Raw genomic sequence first — 15,983 nt, forward strand, 5'->3', positions numbered from 1 at the left:
CGCGGGCGAGCGGTAATAGGTTAAGGACCATTCACCATCATGGTTGAACTTGAAATAGACGGCAAGAAGGTCGAGGTGCCCGAAGGCAGCATGGTGATCCAGGCTGCGCACAAGGCGGACACGTACATTCCTCACTTCTGCTATCACAAGAAGCTGTCGGTTGCGGCCAACTGCCGGATGTGTCTCGTCGAAGTCGAGAAGATGCCGAAGGCGGTGCCCGCGTGCGCGACGCCCGTGTCGGCCGGCATGATCGTCCACACCAACTCTGACAAGGCCGTGAAGGCGCAGCAGTCGGTGATGGAGTTCCTGCTCATCAACCATCCGCTCGACTGCCCGATCTGCGATCAGGGCGGCGAATGCCAACTGCAGGATCTTGCGGTCGGTTACGGCAAGTCGTCGTCGCGCTACGCGGAAGAGAAGCGCGTCGTGTTCCACAAGGAAGTCGGCCCGCTCATCTCGATGGAAGAGATGTCGCGCTGCATCCACTGCACGCGCTGCGTGCGCTTCGGCCAGGAAATCGCCGGCGTGATGGAATTCGGCATGCTGGGCCGCGGCGAGCACTCGGAAATCACGACGTTCGTCGGCAAGACGGTCGACTCCGAGCTGTCGGGCAACATGATCGACCTGTGCCCGGTCGGCGCGCTGACGAGCAAGCCGTTCCGCTACAGCGCCCGCACGTGGGAGCTGTCGCGCCGCAAGTCGGTGAGCCCGCACGATTCCGTCGGCGCGAACCTTGTCGTGCAGGTGAAGAACAACCGCGTGATGCGCGTGCTGCCGTTCGAGAACGAAGCCGTCAACGAGTGCTGGATCTCGGACAAGGACCGCTTCTCGTACGAAGGCCTGAATAGCGAAGATCGCCTGACGAAGCCGATGGTCAAGCAGGGCGGCGAGTGGCGCGAAGTCGACTGGCAGACTGCGCTCGAGTACGTCGCGCGCGGCCTGAAGGGCATCAGCGACGAGCACGGCGCGTCCGCGCTCGCCACGCTCGCCAGCGCGCACAGCACGGTCGAGGAGCTGTTCCTGCTCAAGCAGCTCGCGCGCGAGCTGAAGACGCCGAACCTCGATTTCCGTCTGCGTCAAACCGATTTCTCCGTGGCCGCCCAGGGCGCGCCGTGGCTCGGGATGCCGATCGCCGATCTGTCGGGTGTCGACGCCGCGTTCGTCGTCGGTTCGTTCCTGCGCCGCGATCATCCGCTCTTCGCAGCGCGTCTGCGCCAGGCGGCGAAGAGCGGCGCGAAGCTGCATTTCCTGCATGCGACGGGCGACGATTCGCTGATTCCGACCGCGCAACGCATCGTCGCCGCGCCGTCGGCATGGCTCGACGAGCTCGCGGGCATCGCGGCCGCCGTCGCACAGGCGCGCGGCGTTGCGTTGCCGGATGCGCTCGCGGGCGCCGAGGCGTCGAGCGCCGCGCAAGCGGTCGCGCAGTCGCTCGTGAACGGCGAGCGCCGCGTCGTGCTGCTCGGCAACAGCGCGGTCCGGCATCCGCAATTCACGCAGATCCATGCAACCGCGCAGTGGATCGCCGACGCCACGGGCGCAACGCTCGGCTTCCTGACGGAAGCGGCGAATACGGTCGGCGCGCACCTCGTCGGCGCGCTGCCGGGCGCGAACGGCCTGAATGCGCGCGACGCGTTCGCGCAGCCGCGCAAGGGCTACGTGCTCCTCAACGTCGAACCCGAATTCGATACCGCCGATCCGGCGCAGGCGCTCGCCGCGCTGAAGCAGGCGGAGACAGTCGTCGTGCTGTCGCCGTTCAAGTACGGCCTCGATTACGCGGACGTGCTGCTGCCGATCGCGCCGTTCACCGAGACGGCCGGCACGTACGTGAACGCGGAAGGTCGCGCGCAGTCGTTCAACGGCGTCGTGCGTCCGCTCGGCGACACGCGTCCTGCGTGGAAGGTGCTGCGCGTGCTCGGCAGCCTGCTCGGCCTGCCGAATTTCGAATACGAGACGTCGGAAGAAGTGCGCGCCGCCGCGCTCGGCGACGAGGACATCGCGCCGCGCCTGTCGAACAAGACTTCGGCGGCGCCCGCTCGCGCCGCCGCGAAGGCGGCCGACGGCGGCCTCGAGCGCCTCGCCGACGTGCCGATCTACCACGCCGACGCGCTGTCGCGCCGCGCGGGCGCGCTGCACCTGACGGCCGCGTCGAAGGTCGCGCACAAGGTGGGCCTGCCTGCCGGGCTGTTCGACAAGCTCGGTCTGAAGAACGGCGACGCGGTGCGCGTGCGTCAGGGCGATCGCACGGTGCAGTTGCCGGCCGTGCGCGACGAGAACCTTGCGGAGACGGTCGTTCGCGTGTCGGCGGCCACGCCTGCCGGCGCAGCGCTCGGCAGCCTGTCCGGTGAACTGGTGGTGGAGAAGGCGTAAATGAGCTTGTTCGATACGATCAACTCGGGCGGAGCCCAGCTTCTCGGCGTCGCATGGCCGACGGTGTGGGCGCTCGTGCGCATCATCGTCGTCGCCGTCGTGATCCTGCTGAGCGTCGCGTACCTGATTCTGTGGGAGCGCAAGCTGATCGGCTGGATGCACGTGCGTCTCGGTCCGAACCGCGTCGGCCCCGCCGGCCTGCTGCAGCCGATCGCCGACGTGCTGAAGCTGCTGCTGAAGGAGGTGATTCATCCGACGGCGGCGAGCCGCTGGCTGTATCTGATTGCGCCGGTGATGACGGTCGTGCCGGCGTTCGCCGTGTGGGCGGTGATTCCGTTCCAGGCGGGCGCGGTGCTCGCGAACGTCAACGCGGGTCTGCTGTACGCGATGGCGATCTCGTCGGTCGGCGTCTACGCGGTGATTCTTGCCGGCTGGGCGTCGAATTCGAAGTACGCATTCCTCGGCGCGATGCGCGCGGCCGCTCAGATGGTGTCGTACGAAATCTCGATGGGCTTCGCACTCGTGCTCGTGCTGATGACGGCGGGCAGCCTGAACCTGTCGGAGATCGTCAACTCGCAGCAGCACGGCTTCTTCGCGGGCCACGGCGTCAACTTCCTGTCGTGGAACTGGCTGCCGCTCCTGCCCGTGTTCGTCATCTACTTCATCTCCGGCATCGCCGAAACGAACCGCCACCCGTTCGACGTGGTGGAAGGGGAGTCGGAGATCGTCGCAGGTCACATGATCGATTACTCGGGCATGGCGTTCGCGCTGTTCTTCCTTGCCGAGTACATCAACATGATCGTGATCTCGGCGATGGCGGCGACGCTGTTCCTCGGCGGCTGGGATGCGCCGTTTGAATTCCTGTCGTTCATTCCGGGCATCTTCTGGCTGGTGCTGAAAGTCTTCGCGCTGCTGTCGGTGTTCATTTGGGCCCGTGCGACGTTCCCGCGTTACCGCTACGACCAGATCATGCGCCTCGGCTGGAAGATATTCCTGCCGGTGTGCGTGATCTGGGTGGTCGTGGTCGGTTTCTGGATGATGTCGCCGCTGAATATCTGGAAATAAGGGGCGGACGAAATCATGACGGCAATCCAACAATTCTTTAAGACCTTCTTCCTGACCGAGCTGCTGAAGGGGCTTGCGCTGACGGGACGCTACACGTTCAAGCGCAAGTTCACCGTGCAGTTCCCCGAAGAGAAGACGCCGATCTCGCCGCGTTTTCGCGGGCTGCACGCGCTGCGCCGCTACGAGAACGGCGAAGAGCGGTGTATCGCGTGCAAGCTGTGCGAGGCGGTGTGCCCGGCCTTGGCGATCACGATCGAGTCGGAGACGCGTGCGGACAACACCCGCCGCACGACGCGCTACGACATCGACCTGACGAAGTGCATCTTCTGCGGCTTCTGCGAAGAGAGCTGCCCGGTCGATTCGATCGTCGAGACGCAGATCCTCGAGTACCACGGCGAGAAGCGCGGCGACCTGTACTTCACGAAGGAAATGCTGCTCGCGGTGGGCGATCGCTACGAGAAGGAGATTGCGGCCGCGAAGGCCGCCGATGCGCGGTATCGGTGATTGACGTGCGCCGGCCCGGAAGACGGGTCGGCCCAAGCCGCGGCGATGCCGCGGCACGCCCGGCGGTGCCAGCCAACCGCGCCTGACAATGGCCTAATGATGAACCGGTAATCATGGACTTCACGACCGTACTCTTCTACATCTTCTCGCTGCTCCTCGTGGTGTCGGGGCTGAAGGTGATCACTTCGCGCAACCCGGTGGCGTCTGCGCTCTTCCTCGTGCTCGCGTTCTTCAATGCGGCCGCGATCTGGATGCTGCTCGAGGCCGAGTTCCTCGCGATCCTGCTGGTGCTCGTCTACGTGGGCGCGGTGATGGTGCTCTTCCTGTTCGTCGTGATGATGCTCGACATCAACGTCGACGTGCTGCGCCGAGACTTCAAGCGCTTCGTGCCGATGGCGACCGCGGTCGGCGCGATCATCATCGTCGAGACGGCCCTGATCCTGTGGCGCGGCTACGGCGCGACGGCCTCGCCCGTGCGCGACATCGCCGCGGGCGCGCTCGCCGGCATGCCGAACACGAAGCTGATCGGCAAGGTCATCTATACCGATTACATCTTCGCATTCGAAATCGCAGGCCTCGTGCTGCTCGTCGCGATCATCGCCGCAGTCGCGCTGACCGCGCAGAAGGGCAAGGACAGCAAGCGCCAGCGCGTGTCCGAGCAGGTGAAGGTGCGCCGCGAAGACCGCGTGCGCCTCGTGAAGATGCAAGCCGACAAGCCGCAGCCGGAAACCGCCGCGAGCGACGCCGCGTCGGGCGGGAACAACGGCTAAGCGGAGGAGAAGAATCTATGTTGACCTTGGCTCATTACCTCGTGCTGGGCGCGATCCTGTTCGCGATCAGCATCGTCGGGATCTTCCTGAACCGCCGCAACATCATCGTGATCCTGATGGCGATCGAACTGATGCTGCTCGCGGTGAACACCAATTTCGTCGCGTTCTCGCATTACCTGGGCGACGTGCACGGCCAGATCTTCGTGTTCTTCGTGTTGACGGTCGCGGCGGCGGAAGCCGCAATCGGCCTCGCGATTCTGGTGACTCTGTTCCGTAAGCTCGACACGATCAATGTCGAGGATCTCGATCAGCTCAAAGGTTAATTTCAGGCAACGCTGTTATGTCAACGACACTCAATGAAAACCTGCTGCTGGCGATTCCGCTCGCTCCGCTGGCCGGCTCGCTGATTGCGGGGCTGTTCGGCAACGCAGTGGGGCGCAAGGGCGCACACCGGATCACGATCCTCGGCGTCGCGATCTCGTTCATTCTTTCCGCGATCGTCTTCTTCGACGTGATGGGCGGCGCGAGCTTCAACGCGACCGTCTACGAATGGATGAACGTCGGCTCGCTGAAGCTCGAAATCGGCTTCCTCGTCGACACGCTGACCGCGATGATGATGGTCGTCGTCACGTTCGTGTCGCTGATGGTGCACATCTACACGATCGGCTACATGTCGGAAGAGGACGGTTACCAGCGCTTCTTCTCGTACATCTCGCTCTTCACGTTCTCGATGCTGATGCTCGTGATGAGCAACAACTTCCTGCAGCTGTTCTTCGGCTGGGAAGCGGTGGGTCTCGTGTCGTACCTGCTGATCGGCTTCTACTTCACGCGTGAGAGCGCGATCTACGCGAACATGAAGGCGTTCCTCGTGAACCGCGTCGGCGATTTCGGGTTCCTGCTCGGCATCGGCCTCATCCTCGCGTACGCCGGCTCGATGAACTACGGCGAAGTGTTCGCGAAGCGCGCAGAGCTCGCGTCGCTGCATTTCCCGGGCACCGAATGGGGTCTGCTGACCGTCGCGTGCATCTGCCTCTTCATCGGCGCGATGGGTAAGTCCGCGCAATTCCCGCTGCACGTGTGGCTGCCGGACTCGATGGAAGGCCCGACGCCGATCTCCGCGCTGATTCACGCGGCGACGATGGTGACGGCCGGCATCTTCATGGTCACGCGGATGTCGCCGCTGTTCGAACTGTCGGACGCCGCGCTGTCGTTCATTACGGTGATCGGCGCGATCACGGCGCTCTTCATGGGCTTCCTCGGCATTGTCCAGAACGACATCAAGCGCGTCGTCGCTTACTCGACGCTGTCGCAGCTCGGCTACATGACGGTCGCGCTCGGCGTGTCCGCGTACCCGGTTGCCGTGTTTCACCTGATGACGCACGCGTTCTTCAAGGCGCTGCTGTTCCTCGGCGCGGGTTCGGTGATCATCGGCATGCACCACAATCAGGACATGCGCAACATGGGCGGCCTGCGCAAGTACATGCCGATCACGTGGATCACGTCGCTCGTCGGCTCGCTTGCGCTGATCGGCACGCCGTTCTTCTCGGGCTTCTACTCGAAGGACTCGATCATCGACGCGGTGAAGCTGTCGCACCTGCCGGGCTCGGGCTTCGCTTACTTCGCGGTGGTCGCGAGCGTGTTCGTCACCGCGCTGTACTCGTTCCGGATGTACTTCCTCGTCTTCCATGGCGAAGAGCGCTTCCGTCATCCGAAGGAATTCGGCAACAACCACGGCGCCGAGTCGGCTGCGCATCACGGCCATGACGACGACCACGGCCACGCGCACGAGCCGCACGAAACGCCTTGGGTCGTCTGGGTGCCGCTCGTGCTGCTCGCGATTCCGTCGGTCGTCATCGGTGCGATCGCGATCGGCCCGATGCTGTACGGCGATTTCTTCCAGCACGGCGTCGCGTTCGACAAGGTGATCTTCATCGGCCAGAACCACCCGGCGCTTGCCGAGATGGCGGAGGAATTCCACGGCTGGGCGGCGCTCGGCCTGCACTCGATCTCGTCGCTGCCGCTCTGGCTCGCGCTCGCCGGCGTCGTGACCGCGTGGTTCCTGTACCTGAAGCGCCCGGGTCTGCCGGCCGTGATCCGTCGCGCGTTCGGCCCGATCTACACGCTGCTCGACAACAAGTACTACATGGACAAGATCAACGAGGTCGTGTTCGCGAAGGGCTCGATCGCGATCGGCCGCGGTCTGTGGAAGGAGGGCGACGTCGTGGTGATCGACGGCCTCGTCAACGGCAGCGCGCGCTTCATCGGCTGGTTCGCCGGCGTGATCCGCTTCCTCCAATCCGGTTACATCTATCACTACGCGTTCGCCATGATCATCGGCATGCTGGGGCTCCTGACCCTGTTTGTAACGCTCGGCGGCAAATAAGGCGGGGACGACTAATGCACTCTTTTCCGATTCTCAGTACCGCGATCTGGTTGCCGATCGTCTTCGGCCTCATCGTGCTCGCGGTCGGCTCCGACAAGAATCCGGGCGCGGCGCGCTGGATCGCGCTGATCGGCTCGCTGGCGGGCTTGGCCGTCACGATCCCGCTGATCACGGGCTTCGACTCGAGCACCGCCGCGCTGCAGTTCGTCGAGCAAACGACCTGGATCGAACGCTTCAACATCACGTATCACCTGGGCGTCGACGGCATCTCGATGTGGTTCGTCGTGCTGACCGCGCTCATCACGGTGATCGTCGTGATCGCCGGCTGGGAGGTGATCACCGAGCACGTGTCGCAGTACCTCGCCGCGTTCCTGATTCTCTCGGGGATCATGATCGGCGTGTTCTCTTCGGCCGACGGCCTCTTGTTCTACGTGTTCTTCGAGGCGACGCTGATCCCGATGTACATCATCATCGGCGTCTGGGGCGGCCCGAACCGCGTGTACGCGGCGTTCAAGTTCTTCCTGTACACGCTCGCCGGCTCGCTCTTGATGCTGGTCGCGCTGATCTACCTGTACACGCAGACGCATTCGTTCGACCTCGCAACGTGGCAGAACGCGAAGATCGCGATGACGCCGCAGGTGCTGCTATTCATCGCATTCTTCCTCGCGTTCGCGGTGAAGGTGCCGATGTGGCCCGTCCACACTTGGTTGCCTGACGCGCACGTCGAAGCGCCGACGGGCGGCTCGGTCGTGCTGGCCGCGATCATGCTGAAGCTCGGCGCATACGGTTTCCTGCGCTTCTCGCTGCCGATCACGCCGGACGCGAGCCACTTCTTCGCGCCCGTCGTGATCGCGCTGTCGCTGATCGCCGTGATCTACATCGGCCTCGTCGCGATGGTGCAGGCGGACATGAAGAAGCTCGTCGCGTATTCGTCGATCGCGCACATGGGCTTCGTCACGCTCGGCTTCTTCATCTTCAACCAGCTCGGCGTCGAAGGCGCGATCGTCCAGATGATCTCGCACGGCTTCGTGTCGGGCGCGATGTTCCTCTGCATCGGCGTGCTGTACGATCGCCTGCACTCGCGTCAGATCGCCGACTACGGCGGCGTCGTCAACGTGATGCCGAAGTTCGCCGCGTTCGCGATGCTGTTCTCGATGGCCAACTGCGGTCTGCCGGGCACGTCGGGTTTCGTCGGCGAGTTCATGGTGATTCTCGCCGCCGTCCAGTTCAATTTCTGGATCGCGTTCGGCGCGGCGTTCACGCTGATTCTCGGTGCGGCGTACACGCTGTGGATGTACAAGCGCGTGTACTTCGGCGCGGTGGCGAACGATCACGTTGCGAAGCTGAAGGACATCGGCCGCCGCGAGTTCTTGATGCTCGCCGTGCTCGCCGCGTTCACGATGCTGATGGGTCTCTATCCGAAGCCCTTCACCGACGTGATGCACGTTTCCGTGGAAAACCTCCTCTCCCACGTCGCGCAGTCGAAACTGCCGCTGGCCCAGTAAGCGCGAGCGGAGGATACAAAGATCATGCAAAACGCACCTATGAATGTCCTGTTGCCTGATGCGCTGGTGATGGTCGCCATCATCGTCGCGTGGCTGAACGACACCTTCGTCGGCGCGGCCGGCCGCCGCCTCACGTACCTGATCGCGGTCGTCGCATCGGCCGCGGCCGGCGTGTGGTTTGCGCTGCAAGCCCTCGATCCGCAGCAGTACTACTTCTTCTCGCGGATGGTCGTCGTCGATTCGTTCGCGAGCGTGATGAAGGCGGTGGTGTCGCTCGGCTTCGCCGTGACGCTCGTCTACTCGCGCAAGTACCTTGAAGATCGCGATCTGTTCCGCGGCGACGTGTTCCTGCTCGGCATGTTCTCGCTGCTCGGCCAGCTCGTGATGATCTCGGGCAACAACTTCCTGACGCTGTACCTCGGCCTCGAGCTGATGTCGCTGTCGCTGTATGCGGTGATCGCGCTGCGTCGCGACGCGGCGCAGTCGAGCGAAGCGGCGATGAAGTACTACGTGCTCGGCGCGCTCGCATCGGGCTTCGTGTTGTACGGGATCTCGATGCTGTATGGCGCGACGGGCTCGCTCGAGCTCAACGAAGTGCTGAAGGCGGTCGCATCGGGTCGCATCAACGACGCGGTGCTGCTGTTCGGCGTGATCTTCGTCGTCGCGGGCGTTGCGTTCAAGCTCGGCGCCGTGCCGTTCCACATGTGGGTGCCGGACGTCTACCAGGGCGCGCCGACCGCGATGACGCTCTTCGTCGGCGGCGGCCCGAAGGTCGCGGCGTTCGCGTGGGGCCTGCGCTTCCTCGTGATGGGCCTGCTGCCGCTCGCGGTCGACTGGCAGGAAATGCTCGTGATCCTCGCGGCGCTGTCGCTGATCGTCGGCAACATCACGGGTATCGTCCAGCGCAACGTGAAGCGGATGCTCGCGTACTCGGCGATCTCGAACATGGGCTTCGTGCTGCTCGGCCTGCTCGCGGGCGTCGTCAACGGCAACCCGTCGTCGGCGGCGAGCGCGTACAGCTCGGCGATGTTCTACACGATCGTCTACCTCGTGACGACGCTCGGCTCGTTCGGCGTCGTGATGCTGCTCGCACGCCGCGACTTCGAAGCCGAAACGCTCGACGACTTCAAGGGGCTCAACAAGCGCAGCCCGGTGTTCGCATTCGTGATGATGGTGATGATGTTCTCGCTCGCCGGCATTCCGCCGACGGTCGGCTTCTATGCGAAGCTCGCGGTCCTCGAGGCGGCGGTCAACGCCGGCCTCACGTGGCTCGCAGTGCTCGCCGTCATCACGTCGCTGTTCGGTGCGTTCTACTATCTGCGCATCGTCAAGCTGATGTATTTCGACGCGCCGCAGGACACGACCCCGATCGCGGGCGACGCGTGCAAGCGTACGGTCCTCGTGCTGAACGGCCTTGCAGGCGTCGTGCTCGGCATCGTGCCGGGCCCGCTGATGACGATCTGCCTGCAGGCGATCAGCCACACGCTGCCGCTGTAATGTCGGCAGCCGGCTGGTTCATCGTGCTGTTGGCGCTCGCGGGCGCCAACCTGCCGTTCCTGAACCAGCGCCTGTTCGCCGTCGTGCCGCTCAAGAGCGGGGCGACGGTGAAAAAGAGCGCGTGGGTCCGGATCGGCGAATTGATCGTGCTGTATTTCGTCGTCGGCGCATTGGGCTTCTGGCTCGAATCGCGCGCCGGCAATCGCTTCGAACAGGGCTGGCAGTTTTACGCGATCACCTTCAGTCTTTTTGTGGTGTTTGCGTTTCCCGGCTTCACGTTCCAGTATCTCGTCAAACGGCGCTGACGGCGTAGGCCGTCGCGCCCCACTGCGGAGCCGCCGATGGCCGACTTGCCGAATCACGACGCCACCCTTACCGAAACTTGCATCGAAAGCGAGCCCGTGTATGACGGCTCGTTCCTGAAGGTCAAGCGCGACACGGTTCGCCTGCCCGACGGCAAGCATGCGACGCGCGAATACGTGACGCATCCGGGCGCCGTGATGGTCATTCCGCTCTTCGACGACGGCCGCGTGCTGATGGAGAGCCAATATCGCTATCCGGTCGGCAAGGTGATGGCCGAATTTCCGGCGGGCAAGCTCGATCCGGACGAAGGCGCGCTCGCATGCGCGATCCGCGAACTGCGCGAGGAAACCGGCTACACCGCGCGCGAGTACGTGTTTCTCACGCGAATTCATCCGATCATTTCGTATTCGACCGAATTCATCGACATCTATCTCGCGCGCGGCCTGACGGCGGGCGAGCGCAAGCTCGACGACGGCGAGTTCCTCGAGACGTTCACGGCGACGCTGCCGGATCTGCTCGAATGGGTGCGCACCGGCCAGATCAGCGACGTCAAGACGATCATCGGCACAATGTGGCTCGAGAAGGCGATGTCGGGCGCGTGGCCGCTCGGTGACGCGATTCGGCCGTAAGCCGGGCCGAGCGGGAGACTTTGCGAAGGGATACAATCGGTGCCGTCGGTTCGTCCGATCGCGTCCTTTTTCGGACTTGATTTAGCACGACCGTTCACAAAATTTCTTTTTGCGATACACTGGCGGCACGCCCTGATTCAGCATGAAGGTCCTCGATTTGCAGTGCCCGGATGGCCATCGGTTCGAAGGCTGGTTTGCTTCGGCCGATGAGTTCGAAGCGCAGTTGTCCCGCAAGCTGGTCGAATGCCCGGTTTGCGGTGCGACCGAGGTCAGCCGCATGCCGTCCGCGCCGCGCCTGAATCTGTCGGGCGCGACGCAGGCGCAGCCGGCCGATCCGCGCGAACTGCAGGCGCAGGCAATGCGTGCGCTGCGCGAGGTGCTCGCGAAGACCGAGAACGTGGGCGAGCGCTTCGCCGAGGAAGCGCGGCGCATTCACTACAACGAAGCGCCCGCGCGCGGCATTCGCGGCGTAACCACGCCCGAAGACGCGCAAGCCTTGGCCGAAGAAGGCATCGACGTGATGCCGCTGCCGGTTCCGGCCGCGCTGAAAGAGCCTTTGCAGTGATCGATCGCTGATCGCTGCGCGGCCGTCGGCGGCCACCGGCGCGGTCAGAGGAGACACTGCGCATGGATTTCGATTATTCCCCCGCCGACGACGCGTTCCGCGCCGAAGTCCGCGCATGGCTCGAGGCGAATCTGCCTCGCACGCTGCGCGCCAAGGTTCTCGATCACAAGCGTCTGAATCGCGACGACTTCGCGAGCTGGCATCGGCTGCTCGGCGCGCGAGGCTGGTCCGCGCCCGCGTGGCCCGTCGAGTACGGCGGCCCCGGCTGGAACGCGACGCAGCGCCACATCTGGGAAGAGGAGTGCGCGCGGATCGGCGCACCGCCCGTGCTGCCGTTCGGCGTATCGATGGTCGCGCCGGTGCTGATGAAGTACGGCAGCGAAGCGCAGAGGCGGCATTATCTGCCGCGGATTCTCGATGGCACCGATTGGTGGTGTCAGGGCTACTCGGAGCCCGGCTCGGGTTCGGATCTCGCGTCGCTGCGCACGCGCGCCGAGCGGCACGGCGATCATTACGTCGTCAACGGCCAGAAGACCTGGACGACGCTCGGCCAGTACGCGGACATGATGTTCTGCCTCGTGCGCACCGATCCCGCGGCGAAGAAGCAGGAGGGCATCTCGTTCCTGCTGATCGACATGAAGTCGCCCGGCATCGCCGTTCGCCCGATCATCACGCTCGACGAGGATCACGAAGTCAACGAGGTGTTCTTCGAGGACGTGACGGTGCCCGTCGAGAATCTCGTCGGCGAAGAAAACCGCGGCTGGACCTACGCGAAATATCTGCTCGGACACGAGCGCACCGGCATCGCGCGCGTCGGCGCGTCGAAGCGCGAACTCGATTTCCTGAAGCGCATCGCGTCGCGCGAGCGCAAGAACGGCAAGCCGCTCATCGCCGATCCCGTTTTCGCCGCGAAGATCGCCGCGCTCGAGATCGAGCTGATGGCGCTCGAAGTCACGGTGCTGCGCGTCGTCAGCAGCGAGGCGAGCGGGCGCGGGCCGGGGCCGGAGGCGTCGATGCTGAAGATCAAGGGCTCCGAGATCCAGCAGGCGCTGACCGAGCTGATGGTCGATGCGATCGGGCCGCTCGCCGCGCCGTTCGACGCACCGTTCCTCGAAGGCGAGCGCGAGCACAGCGTCGCGGGCGACGATGACGCGGCGCCGCTCGCCGCGTATTACTTCAATTACCGCAAGACCTCGATCTACGGCGGTTCGAACGAAATCCAGAAGAACATCATCGCGCAGATGATTCTCGGACTGTGAGGAGCGGCGCCATGAACTTCACCTTCAGCGAAGAACAACAGCAATTCGCCGACGCGCTGCGCCGCTATCTCGACGAGCGCTACGGCTTCGACGCGCGGCGCGCGATCGTCCATTCGGATGCCGGCGTGTCGGCCGACCAGTGGCGCGCGTTCGCCGAGCTCGGCCTCACCGCGCTGCCCGTGCCGGAAGCGCACGGCGGTTTCGGCGGCGGCGCCGTCGACATGCTCGTCGCGATGCAGGAACTCGGGCGTGCGCTCGTCGTCGAGCCCTATTGGGCGACCGCGGTCGGGATCGAGGCGGTGCGCGTCGCGGGCTCCGGCAGTGGCGAAGACGCCGCGCTCCTCGAGCGCGTGGCGCAGGGCGACGCGAAGCTCGCGGTCGCGTTTCACGAGCCGCATGCGCGCTACGACCTGTTCGCGATCGAGACGACCGCGCGGCCCGACGGCGATGCATTCGCGCTGAACGGCGTCAAGTCGATCGTCCAGCACGGCGCGCAGGCGGATGTCCTGATCGCGCCCGCACGGCTGCCGAACGGCGCGCTCGGCCTGTTCGCGGTGGCGCGCGGTGCAGCGGGCGCGGACGTCGTCGACTATCGGACGATCGACGGCCAGCGCGCGGCGACGATCCGCCTGTCGAACACGCCGGCGCGCGCGCTTGCCGGCGGTGAGCGCGACGCGGCCGTACTCGAGAAGATCGCCGACTACGGGATCGTGCTGCTGTGCGCAGAGGCGATCGGCGCGCTCGACGCGCTCAATCGCGCGACGCTCGACTATACGAAGACGCGCCAGCAGTTCGGCATGCCGATCGCGCGTTTCCAGGCGCTGCAACACCGAATGGTCGACATGCTGATCCATGTCGAGCAGGCGCGCTCGCTCGCGTATCTCGCCGCGGTGCGCTATGCGAGCGACGATGCGAACACGCGTCGCAAGGCGGTGTCGGCGGCGAAGGTCCGCATCGGCCAGGCAGCGCGCTTCGTCGGCCAGCAGGCGGTGCAACTGCACGGCGGGATGGGCGTCACCGACGAGGTCGCGGCCGCGCATCTGTTCAAGCGTCTGTCGATCATCGAAACGACGCTCGGCGACGTCGATCATCATCTCGCACGCTTTGCGTCGCTGCCGGATTTCGCGGCATTGCAGGATGCCTGAGCGGGCGCGCCCGCCCGACTCATTTCACGGAGAAGCTTGATGGGTATCAGTTACGAAGACCTGGAAGTCGGCGGTAAAACCGAAGTCGGCAAGCATCGATTCACGTCCGACGAGATCGTCACGTTCGCGCAGGCGTACGACCCGCAGCCTTTTCATGTCGACGAGGAAGCGGCGAAGTCGTCGATGTTCGGCGGGCTCGTCGCGAGCGGCTGGCATACGTGCTCGGTGTTCATGGGCATGCTCGTGCGCAACGTGCTGCAAGGCTCGACGAGCCTGGGCTCGCCCGGCATCGAGGAGATCCGCTGGATCAAGCCGGTGCGCTCGGGCGACACGATCACGATGTATACCAAGGTCCTCGACAAGCGGCTGTCCGCGAGCCGGCCCGATCGCGGGATCGTGACGACCGAATGGGAAGGCGTCAACGAGCAGGGCGAGACGGTCATCACCGTGCGCTCGAAGGTGCTGTTCGGGCTGCGGGAGCCGAAGGAGCGCACGTGACAAACGTGACGGACGACACGCAAGCGGCGCCGCCGACGATCGCGTCGGCGCAGGCGCTGCGCGAACTCGTCGGCGGGGAGCCGTTCGTGAGCGGCTGGATTACCGTCGACCAGCCGCGCGTCGACCGCTTCGCGGAAGCGACCGACGATCGTCAATGGATCCACGTCGATCCCGAGCGCGCGCGACGCGAATCGCCGTTCGGCGGGCCGATCGCGCACGGTTTTCTGACGCTGTCGCTGATTCCCGCGCTGATGGTCGACGCGGTCCGCTTTGAGGAGCGGATGAGCGTGAACTACGGGCTCAATCGTGTGCGCTTCCTGCGGCCGGTGCCGGTCGGCGCGCGCGTGCGGGCGCGCTTCGCGGTGAAGGACGTGAGCGAAGGCGCGCAGGGCGGCATGCGCGCGACGTGGTCGGTGTCTGTCGAGATCGAGCATCCTGAAAAGCAGGCGCTCGCATGCGCGGCGGAGTTCGTCACGCTCCATTTCTTCTGAGCGCTCGCGCGGCATTTCGCTGCTTCGCGTCGCGGTCGCGGCGACGCAGCGCGTGGCGAAGGAGGCGACAATAGAAAGGGACGCGGTTCGATCCGCGTCCCTTTTTCATTTCGGGCGACATGGCCCGCATTCGTCGCCGCGCAGGCGCGCGGCCGGCCGCGCGTCGCGCGTCAGTGGCGCGAGTACTGCGTCGCGCCGAACAGCATCTCGCGTGCGCGATCGTCGTCCTGCAACGGCTTGCGCAGCGACGCCAGCACCTCGACGCCGCGCTGCACCGCCGGCCGCGCGGCGATCGCTTCGTGCCAGCGCTTCACGTTCGGGAAGTCGTCGAGCTCGATGCCCTGGTTCTTCCATGAGCGAGTCCATGGGAACGTCGCGATGTCGGCGATCGTGTAATCGTGGCTCGCGAGGTACGCGGATTGGCCGAGGCGCTTGTCCATCACGCCGTATAGCCGCTTCGCCTCGTTCGTGTAGCGGTTGATCGCGTACTCGATCTGCTGGGGCGCGTAGAGGCGGAAGTGGTGCGCCTGTCCGAGCATCGGGCCGACGCCGCCCATCTGGAACATCAGCCATTCCAGCGTCGCGTAGCGCGCGGCAGGCGCGGACGGCAGGAGCTTGCCGGTCTTCTCGGCGAGATAGATCAGGATCGCGCCCGATTCGAACAGCGAGATCGGTTTGCCGTCGGGACCGTCGTGATCGACGATCGCCGGGATCTTGTTGTTCGGGCTGATCTTCAGGAATGCCGGCTTGAACTGGTCGCCCGCGCCGATATCGATCGGATGCACGCGATAGTCGAGGCCGGTCTCCTCGAGCATGATGTGGATTTTGTGGCCGTTCGGGGTTGCCCAACTGTAGACGTCGATCATCGTCGTTCCTTTGTGATGGTTCGTCGATGCGGCGCCGTCACGGCGCCGCGGCACGCGGAAAATTAGAGCATAGATCCGCCAGCGCTGCAGACCGCTGCGCTGGCGGAGGAATCGATGCCGGCGCGTGGTGCGT

General features: G+C 64.8%; 16 protein-coding genes. 15 read left to right on the forward strand and 1 reads right to left on the reverse strand.

Annotated features, from left to right (window positions below; translation table 11 throughout):
• The first annotated feature begins 39 nt into the window (after positions 1-39).
• The 15 genes from nuoG (at position 40) to WS62_RS00450 (ending at position 14,984) form a co-directional block, all read left to right on the forward strand.
• A complete protein-coding gene (nuoG, locus tag WS62_RS00380; protein ID WP_066566244.1) occupies positions 40-2,370 on the forward strand; it encodes an NADH-quinone oxidoreductase subunit NuoG in 2,331 nt (776 codons plus the stop codon).
• Positions 2,371-3,435 carry an NADH-quinone oxidoreductase subunit NuoH gene (nuoH, locus tag WS62_RS00385; RefSeq protein WP_066566247.1) on the forward strand — a complete coding sequence of 355 codons (1,065 nt, stop codon included), beginning with the start codon at positions 2,371-2,373 and terminating at the stop codon, positions 3,433-3,435.
• A gap of 15 nt (positions 3,436-3,450) precedes the next feature.
• Entirely contained in the window at positions 3,451-3,939 is a 489-nt protein-coding gene (gene nuoI / locus WS62_RS00390; protein WP_010102524.1) for an NADH-quinone oxidoreductase subunit NuoI, read from the forward strand.
• 113 nt (positions 3,940-4,052) lie between these two features.
• A complete protein-coding gene (locus WS62_RS00395; RefSeq protein WP_059470604.1) occupies positions 4,053-4,709 on the forward strand; it encodes an NADH-quinone oxidoreductase subunit J in 657 nt (218 codons plus the stop codon).
• 17 nt (positions 4,710-4,726) lie between these two features.
• Positions 4,727-5,032: an NADH-quinone oxidoreductase subunit NuoK gene (nuoK, locus tag WS62_RS00400; protein WP_010102528.1), complete on the forward strand. Its 306-nt coding sequence runs from the start codon at positions 4,727-4,729 to the stop codon at positions 5,030-5,032.
• Positions 5,033-5,049: 17 nt separating this feature from the next.
• Complete coding sequence (gene nuoL, locus WS62_RS00405) at positions 5,050-7,092, forward strand: NADH-quinone oxidoreductase subunit L (RefSeq protein ID WP_066566250.1); 2,043 nt, start codon at positions 5,050-5,052, stop codon at positions 7,090-7,092.
• 14 nt (positions 7,093-7,106) lie between these two features.
• A complete protein-coding gene (locus tag WS62_RS00410; protein ID WP_066484391.1) occupies positions 7,107-8,597 on the forward strand; it encodes an NADH-quinone oxidoreductase subunit M in 1,491 nt (496 codons plus the stop codon).
• A 39-nt stretch (positions 8,598-8,636) separates the two neighbouring features.
• The gene (gene nuoN / locus WS62_RS00415; protein ID WP_066566252.1) at positions 8,637-10,094 is read left to right on the forward strand and encodes an NADH-quinone oxidoreductase subunit NuoN; all 1,458 of its coding nucleotides are present in this window, start codon (positions 8,637-8,639) and stop codon (positions 10,092-10,094) included.
• Positions 10,094-10,399 carry a DUF2818 family protein gene (locus tag WS62_RS00420; RefSeq protein WP_066566254.1) on the forward strand — a complete coding sequence of 102 codons (306 nt, stop codon included), beginning with the start codon at positions 10,094-10,096 and terminating at the stop codon, positions 10,397-10,399. Before nuoN ends, WS62_RS00420 begins: the two co-directional genes overlap by 1 nt.
• A 36-nt stretch (positions 10,400-10,435) precedes the next feature.
• On the forward strand, positions 10,436-11,026 hold the full coding sequence (locus WS62_RS00425; protein ID WP_066566258.1) for an NUDIX domain-containing protein: 591 nt from the start codon (positions 10,436-10,438) through the stop codon (positions 11,024-11,026).
• A gap of 142 nt (positions 11,027-11,168) precedes the next feature.
• On the forward strand, positions 11,169-11,591 hold the full coding sequence (locus WS62_RS00430; RefSeq protein WP_066566262.1) for a DUF1178 family protein: 423 nt from the start codon (positions 11,169-11,171) through the stop codon (positions 11,589-11,591).
• 62 nt (positions 11,592-11,653) lie between these two features.
• Positions 11,654-12,850 carry an acyl-CoA dehydrogenase family protein gene (locus WS62_RS00435; RefSeq protein ID WP_066566264.1) on the forward strand — a complete coding sequence of 399 codons (1,197 nt, stop codon included), beginning with the start codon at positions 11,654-11,656 and terminating at the stop codon, positions 12,848-12,850.
• An 11-nt stretch (positions 12,851-12,861) separates the two neighbouring features.
• Positions 12,862-13,995, forward strand: a complete 1,134-nt coding sequence (locus tag WS62_RS00440) for an acyl-CoA dehydrogenase family protein (RefSeq protein ID WP_066566267.1) — start codon at positions 12,862-12,864, stop codon at positions 13,993-13,995.
• 39 nt (positions 13,996-14,034) lie between these two features.
• Entirely contained in the window at positions 14,035-14,493 is a 459-nt protein-coding gene (locus WS62_RS00445) for a MaoC family dehydratase (RefSeq protein WP_059596628.1), read from the forward strand.
• Positions 14,490-14,984: a MaoC family dehydratase gene (locus tag WS62_RS00450; protein WP_059596627.1), complete on the forward strand. Its 495-nt coding sequence runs from the start codon at positions 14,490-14,492 to the stop codon at positions 14,982-14,984. Before WS62_RS00445 ends, WS62_RS00450 begins: the two co-directional genes overlap by 4 nt.
• Positions 14,985-15,154: 170 nt before the next feature.
• Here the strand turns inward: WS62_RS00450 and WS62_RS00455 are convergent, their stop codons facing one another.
• A complete protein-coding gene (locus WS62_RS00455; RefSeq protein ID WP_066566324.1) occupies positions 15,155-15,850 on the reverse strand; it encodes a glutathione S-transferase N-terminal domain-containing protein in 696 nt (231 codons plus the stop codon).
• Positions 15,851-15,983 lie beyond the last annotated feature (133 nt).

The organism is Burkholderia sp. ABCPW 14 (genome assembly GCF_001523835.1).
Lineage (GTDB): Bacteria > Pseudomonadota > Gammaproteobacteria > Burkholderiales > Burkholderiaceae > Burkholderia > Burkholderia mayonis.